We start from the raw sequence: 6,864 nt of genomic DNA, 5'->3' as shown, positions 1-6,864 counted from the left end.
CCCCCACCTGATTCTTAGTTGAACGAATCCAGGGACGTAGCCGCTCTTTACTCCCACTTAAGCAGAGAGCCAAAATCTGTGATTTTGATATGATCGCTTACTCTGTGAGTACTCCTCTGAAGAGGAGTTTCCTATAAAGATGGGAGTATTAGAGCGGGTAGTCATCGGATAAAGTTGTAAATTATAAATTGTTAACAAGTATATACTACTTGTTAACATAGAGGGTCAATATAATTATACACTTTAATAAAAATCATATACTAGGTAATGTTGCTGTAAATGAAACATTAATACACAAAAATTTAAATGCGGAGGATGTAAAATGATATTATCAAAAAAAGCACAGCAAATTGAACCATCTATTACTTTAGCCATAACAGCTAAAGCGAAAAAGATGAAATCAGAAGGAGTTGATGTTATTGGTTTTGCCGCAGGGGAACCAGATTTTAATACTCCTGAAAATATTCAAGAAGCAGCAATAAAGGCAATAAGAAGAGGTTTTACAAAATATACACCTGCATCTGGAATTTTAGAATTAAAAGAGACTATTGCAAAAAAATTTTATAATGATAACAATTTAGAATATAGTACCTCTCAAATTATAGTTTCTACTGGAGCTAAACAGTGTTTAGCTAATGCTCTGTCTGCAACTTTAAATCCAGGTGATGAGGTTATTGTTCCAACGCCATATTGGGTAAGCTACCCTGAGTTAATAAAGCTTGCAGATGGAGTTCCTGTATATGTAGAAACAACAGAAGAAAATAAATTTAAGTATACGGTAGAAGACCTAAAAAAAGTTGTGACAGATAAAACCAAGATGCTAATTATTAATAGTCCTAACAATCCAACCGGTGCTGTTTATACCCAGGAAGAACTTATATCTATTGCAAATTTTGCTAAAGAAAAAAATATATTAATTTTATCTGATGAAATATATGAAAAATTAATATATGGGGATACTAAACATGTAAGCATAGCAAGTTTATCTGAAGATGCCTATAATAGAACAATAGTTATCAATGGAGTTTCAAAAACATATTCTATGACAGGATGGAGAATAGGATATGCTGCTGCTAATGAAGAAATAGTTAAACTAATGTCAAATATCCAGAGTCACACAACATCGAATCCTAATTCTATTGCTCAGTATGCAACTATAGAAGCTTTAAATACAGAAGAGTCTATAGTTAACAATATGGTAACTGAGTTTAAGAATAGAAGGGATTATATGATTGAAAAAATAAGTTCTATGGAAGGGCTAACATGTGTTATTCCAGAGGGTACATTCTATATAATGGTTAATATATCAAAGATTTTTGGTAAAACTTGTGACAATGTTAAAGTAATAGACTCTATGAGCTTCTCTGAACAATTACTTGAAAAAGAAAAAGTTGCAGTAATACCAGGAATTGGTTTTGGCGTGGATAACTATATTAGATTATCCTTTGCTACTTCTATGGAGAATATAAAGAATGGATTGGATAGGATTGAAACATTTATTAGGGGATTAAAGTAATTGTAAAAAAATACAATATATAGCTAATATTTACAATATTAAACGATTAAAACTTAATTTTATAGTTAAGTAATCATTTTCAATACAAAATAACTATTGAAAGACATAAAAAAAATGTTATAATTATTAAGGAAAGTTTGTCATAAATTATTAAATTTTTATAAATAGGGGTGAATTTAATGATATCTAAAGAAGTTACAGTAAAAAGTGCTACAGGTTTACACGCTAGACCAGCAACATTATTAGTGAAGAAAGCTTCTTCTTTCAAATCAGATATAACTGTAGAGTTTAATGGTAAGAAAGCTAATGTAAAAAGCTTAATAGGAGTTTTATCACTAGGAGTTACTAAGAATGCAACTATAAAAGTTACGGCTTCAGGTGATGACGAAGCTTTAGCAGTTGAAGAAATTGTTAAACTAGTAGACTCAATAGAAGAGTAAATTTAATAAATAAAAGGCTCATTTTATAATGAGCCTTTTATTTATTACTGAAAACACCTTTCATTTTAAATAAAAATAGTAGTATATTTACTCCAGCTACACCTACAAGAATATAGATTATTCTACCAATAAAGTTAGCTGGTTCTCCAAATAATAATCCTATTAAATTTAAGTTGAATAAACCTATAAGTCCCCAGTTAAGGGCTCCTATAATTACAAGTATCATGGAAATTTTATCAATTAAACTAAGTTTGTACATAAATACCTCCAAACCCCTATATAGTCTTTTTATCCGATGACTACCAGTTCTAATACTCCCATCTTTATAGGAAACTCCTCTTCAGAGGAGTACTCACAGAGTAAGCGACCATATCAAAATCGAAGATTTTATATGTCTGCTTAACTGATTCGCACAGAATCACAGATTTTGGCTCTCTGCTTAAGTGGGAGTAAAGAGCGGCTACGTCCCTGGATTTGTTCAACTAAACTTCAGGTAGGGGTTGAAAGCCCCATCTAAAGCAAGTGTCACTTTATTAAATTATATTAACCAATTTTTAAAATAGAACAAGCCTGTACAGAAAAAAATGAATTTTTGTAACCACTTTTGGGTATTTAAAGTATATAAATAAATAATATATAAAAAACCCGAACAAAATTGTATAAAACTTATAAAATATATGATATAATATGAATGAAAGAATAACAAAATATTATTATATACGCAGTGGAGGTATATTAGTATGCGAAATATATATAATACACCTTTAAATACAAGGTATGCTTCAAAAGAAATGTCTTACTTGTTTTCAGATGAAATGAAGTTTAAGACTTGGAGAAAGCTTTGGGTAGCTTTAGCAGAATGTGAAAAGGAACTAGGTCTAGACATAACTGACGAGCAAATAAATGAACTTAAAGAAAACATGGAAAATGTAAATTACCAGGTGGCAGAAAACAGAGAAAAAGAAGTTAGACATGATGTTATGAGTCATGTTTATGCTTATGGTGTTCAATGTCCAAAAGCTAAAGGTATAATTCACTTAGGGGCAACTAGTTGCTATGTAGGTGATAATACTGATTTAATAATTATGAGGGATGCACTAGAGATTATTAAGAAAAAAATAGTTAATACAATAAATTCTTTAACAAAGTTTGCTTTAGAGTATAAAGACTTACCGACATTAGGTTTTACTCATTTACAACCTGCTCAGCTAACAACTGTAGGCAAAAGAGCTACTTTATGGATTCAGGAGCTTTATCTTGATTTAGAAAATTTAGAGTTTGTAATAGAAAAGCTAAGATTTAGAGGAGTAAAAGGTACTACGGGAACACAAGCAAGCTTTATGGAATTGTTTGATGGAGATGAGGAAAAAGTAAAACAACTAGATAAGTTGGTTACTGAAAAAATGGGATTTAGTCAGGAATTTATGGTGACTGGTCAAACATATACAAGAAAAGTAGATTCTATAATATTAAATACTCTATCAGAAATTGCCCAAAGTGCATACAAATTTAGTAACGATTTAAGATTACTACAAAATATGAAAGAGATGGAAGAACCATTTGAGAAAAATCAGATAGGCTCTTCAGCAATGGCATATAAGAGAAACCCTATGAGATCTGAAAGAATTGGTGCACTAGCTAGATATATAATTGTTAACTCATTAAATCCAGCTATAACAGCTTCTACACAATGGTTTGAAAGAACCCTAGATGATTCTGCTAACAAAAGAATAGCTGTATCAGAAGCATTTTTGGCATTAGACGGTGTTCTTAATCTTTATATGAATGTGGCAAGTAATATGGTAGTATATCCTAAAGTTATAGAAGCTCATGTAAAAAAAGAACTTCCATTCATGGCTACCGAGAACATTATTATGGGTGCAGTTAAAAAAGGCGGAGATAGACAAGAACTGCATGAAAGAATTAGACAACATTCTATGGAAGCGGCAAAAATGGTTAAAGTAGAAGGAAAAGACAATGACCTAATAGATAGGATTATTAGTGACAGTTTCTTTAATATGACAAAAGAAGAAGTATTAGCTTTAATAGATCCAAAAAAATTCATTGGAAGAGCACCTGGTCAGGTGGAAGACTTTATAGAGTCTGAAATAAAACCAGTTTTACAAAAATATAAGCATATGCTTGGAGAAGAAGCTGAAATAAATGTATAAAAGTTAATTTGCAATAAGAGATTGTATGATCTCAACATGCTAGGAAGCTAAAAAGGTAACATATTGTGTAGATATGTTATCTTTTTTTATTAGGGACAAATAAAAGTAAAAAAAACGTTATCAAAAAAAGCTGAAAAGGTATTGCAAAAATAAAAATATGCTGATATAATAAAAACGTAACAAGGGTAAACGTAATGTTGTAAAAGTTTACTTTGTTAAAAATAAAATCATTAAATTTGTGTGTTACTGATTCGATCAGGCATGAGCAAAGGTAATTATAAGGAATAGTGTTGTATCTATTTGTACTAGTCTTTAGGTACTCCTATATTCTATATTACTTTGTTCATGCCTTTTGTGTTTTAGGACACAATAATAATTGAAAATAATAAATTAATTTGTAATAAATGAAAGGAGAAAATTATATGTTTAAAAAATCATTTGGTGTTCTACAGCAAATTGGTAAAGCACTAATGCTTCCAGTTGCATTGTTACCAGCAGCAGGTTTATTGCTTGCATTTGGTAATACTTTTCATCAACCTCAATTTTTAAATACTTTTCCAGTGTTAAATGCACACTGGTTTCAAGTGTTAGCTACAATTATGGAGCAAGCAGGAGGAATTATATTTGGTAATCTTTCATTATTATTTGCAGTAGGTGTTGCTGTAGGATTAGCTGGAGGAGAAGGTGTTGCTGGGCTTGCAGCAATAGTAGGATTCTTAATAATGAACGTAACAATGGGAATAGTTGCAGGAGTTACTCCAGAAGTACTAGCTACTAAAGATCCATCTTTTGCAAGCGTAGTTGGAATACCAACACTACAAACAGGAGTGTTTGGAGGTATTATAATAGGTGTTATAGCAGCACAATTATATAAGAAATTTTTTAATATAGAACTACCTTCGTACTTGGGATTCTTTGCAGGAAAGAGATTTGTTCCAATAGTTACTTCAGTATTTGCTATAATAGCTGGAATTGTGATGGTATTTGTATGGCCTCCAATTCAACATGGATTAAATGCATTCTCACATAACATGATAGATACAAATAAAACGTTAGCAGCCTTTATATTTGGAGTTATAGAAAGGGCATTAATTCCATTTGGATTACATCACATTTGGTATAACCCATTCTGGTTCCAATTTGGGGAATATACAACTAAAGCGGGGCAAATTGTATATGGGGATAACAGTATATGGTGGGCTCAATTAAAAGATGGTGTACCATTTACAGCAGGTACATTTATGACTGGTAAGTTCCCGTTTATGATGTTTGGGTTACCAGCAGCAGCTCTAGCTATGTATCATGAGGCAAAACCTGAAAAGAAAGTATTAACAGCAGGTATACTTGCATCATCAGCTTTAACAGCATTTTTAACAGGTATAACAGAGCCAATTGAGTTCTCATTCTTATTCGTTGCACCAGTTTTATTTGGAATCCACTGTATATTTGCAGGCTTATCATTCATGATAATGCAAATATTAAATGTTAAGATTGGTATGTCATTCTCAGGTGGTGTTATAGATTATTTATTAAATGGTGTAATGCCAAATAGGACAGCTTGGTGGTTAGTAATTCCAGTAGGTTTATGTTTCTCTGTAATTTACTACTTTGGATTTAGATTTGCTATTAGAAAATGGAATCTAAAAACTCCAGGTCGTGACGATGATGTAGGAGAAGCTGGAGAATCTGTTGAAGCTGGAGAACTTCCATATGCTATACTTCAGGCACTTGGTGGAAAAGAAAATATAACTAACTTAGATGCATGTATAACTAGACTTCGTGTAAGTGTAAATGATATTAAAAATGTTGATAAGGCTGAGCTTAAGAGATTAGGTGCAGCAGGTGTTATGGAAGTTGGAAACAATATTCAAGCTATATTTGGTGGAAAATCAGATCAGTTGAAATCACAAATAAAAGATATAATGTCTGGAAAAACTCCAGTGGCAGCTAAAGAAACACCTAAAGAAGCAACGACTACAGATGTAAATGATACTACTTTTGTTGCACCAATAGATGGAAAGATAATTCCAATAACAGATGTTCCAGATCAAGTGTTTTCACAAAAAATGATGGGAGACGGATTTGCTATAGAACCAGCAAATGGAGAAGTTGTTTCCCCAGTAAATGGAATAATTACAACTTTATTTCCTACAAAACATGCCGTAGGAATAACAGCTAATAACGGACGTGAAATACTAGTTCACTTTGGTATTGATACAGTTAACTTAGAAGGACAAGGCATAGAAGCATTAGTTTCACAAGGAGATAAGGTAACTGCTGGACAACCGTTGCTTAAGGTAAGCTTAAGTGAAATAAAAGATAAGGTTCCATCAATAATTACTCCAATTATATTCACTAACTTAGCAGAAGGTGAAAGTGTATCAGTAAAAGTAGGGCAACAAGTTAAACGTGGACAAAAAGATATAGTTACTATAAAATAAATAAAAGAAAGGCTGTCTAAAAAGATGATTAGTTAATCATCTTTAGGCAGCCTTTTTTAATAAAATGTATTGACATGTATTAGTTAAGGTGATAGTATATAAAAGCTGTCAGCCGTATATCAAAGTTGTTAAGTAACTCTGATATAAAAATATTAAAAAAGCTGTTGACAGAATATATAATCCATGATATTATATAAAAGTCGTCAGATGAAACGACAAGATCCTTGAAAATTAAACAGAGTGAGATAAGAAAACTTATCTATATAAATAAACCAGCAATTCTTTTGAGCTACTAG

At 31.6% G+C, this 6,864-nt stretch carries 5 protein-coding genes; 4 read left to right on the top strand and 1 reads right to left on the bottom strand.

Annotated elements, in window-relative coordinates:
• The first annotated feature begins 322 nt into the window (after window positions 1–322).
• Both HGI79_RS21775 and HGI79_RS21770 read left to right on the top strand, forming a co-directional pair.
• Window positions 323–1,516: a pyridoxal phosphate-dependent aminotransferase gene (locus HGI79_RS21775; RefSeq protein ID WP_185652771.1), complete on the top strand. Its 1,194-nt coding sequence runs from the start codon at window positions 323–325 to the stop codon at window positions 1,514–1,516.
• 179 nt (window positions 1,517–1,695) lie between these two features.
• Window positions 1,696–1,956, top strand: a complete 261-nt coding sequence (locus tag HGI79_RS21770; RefSeq protein WP_185652770.1) for an HPr family phosphocarrier protein — start codon at window positions 1,696–1,698, stop codon at window positions 1,954–1,956.
• A 37-nt stretch (window positions 1,957–1,993) separates the two neighbouring features.
• Here the strand turns inward: HGI79_RS21770 and HGI79_RS21765 are convergent, their stop codons facing one another.
• Window positions 1,994–2,215 carry a DUF378 domain-containing protein gene (locus HGI79_RS21765; RefSeq protein WP_185652769.1) on the bottom strand — a complete coding sequence of 74 codons (222 nt, stop codon included), beginning with the start codon at window positions 2,213–2,215 and terminating at the stop codon, window positions 1,994–1,996.
• Between the two features lie 481 nt (window positions 2,216–2,696).
• Between HGI79_RS21765 and purB the strand changes: the two genes are divergently transcribed.
• Together purB and ptsG are read left to right on the top strand one after the other, a co-directional pair.
• Entirely contained in the window at window positions 2,697–4,127 is a 1,431-nt protein-coding gene (purB, locus tag HGI79_RS21760) for an adenylosuccinate lyase (protein WP_185652768.1), read from the top strand.
• A gap of 422 nt (window positions 4,128–4,549) precedes the next feature.
• Entirely contained in the window at window positions 4,550–6,568 is a 2,019-nt protein-coding gene (gene ptsG, locus HGI79_RS21755; protein ID WP_185652767.1) for a glucose-specific PTS transporter subunit IIBC, read from the top strand.
• Window positions 6,569–6,864 lie beyond the last annotated feature (296 nt).

The organism is Clostridium sp. DJ247 (assembly GCF_014231265.1).
Note: the sequence above shows the minus strand (reverse complement) of the source record. Positions and strands in the feature narration are given on the sequence as shown.

What these genes read in the sequence shown, in the direction of transcription:
- HGI79_RS21765 (WP_185652769.1), bottom strand. Translation starts at nt 2,215, where the DNA reads ATGTACAAACTTAGTTTAATTGATAAAATTTCCATGATACTTGTAATT.
- purB (WP_185652768.1), top strand. Translation starts at nt 2,697, where the DNA reads ATGCGAAATATATATAATACACCTTTAAATACAAGGTATGCTTCAAAA.
- HGI79_RS21770 (WP_185652770.1), top strand. Translation starts at nt 1,696, where the DNA reads ATGATATCTAAAGAAGTTACAGTAAAAAGTGCTACAGGTTTACACGCT.
- HGI79_RS21775 (WP_185652771.1), top strand. Translation starts at nt 323, where the DNA reads ATGATATTATCAAAAAAAGCACAGCAAATTGAACCATCTATTACTTTA.
- ptsG (WP_185652767.1), top strand. Translation starts at nt 4,550, where the DNA reads ATGTTTAAAAAATCATTTGGTGTTCTACAGCAAATTGGTAAAGCACTA.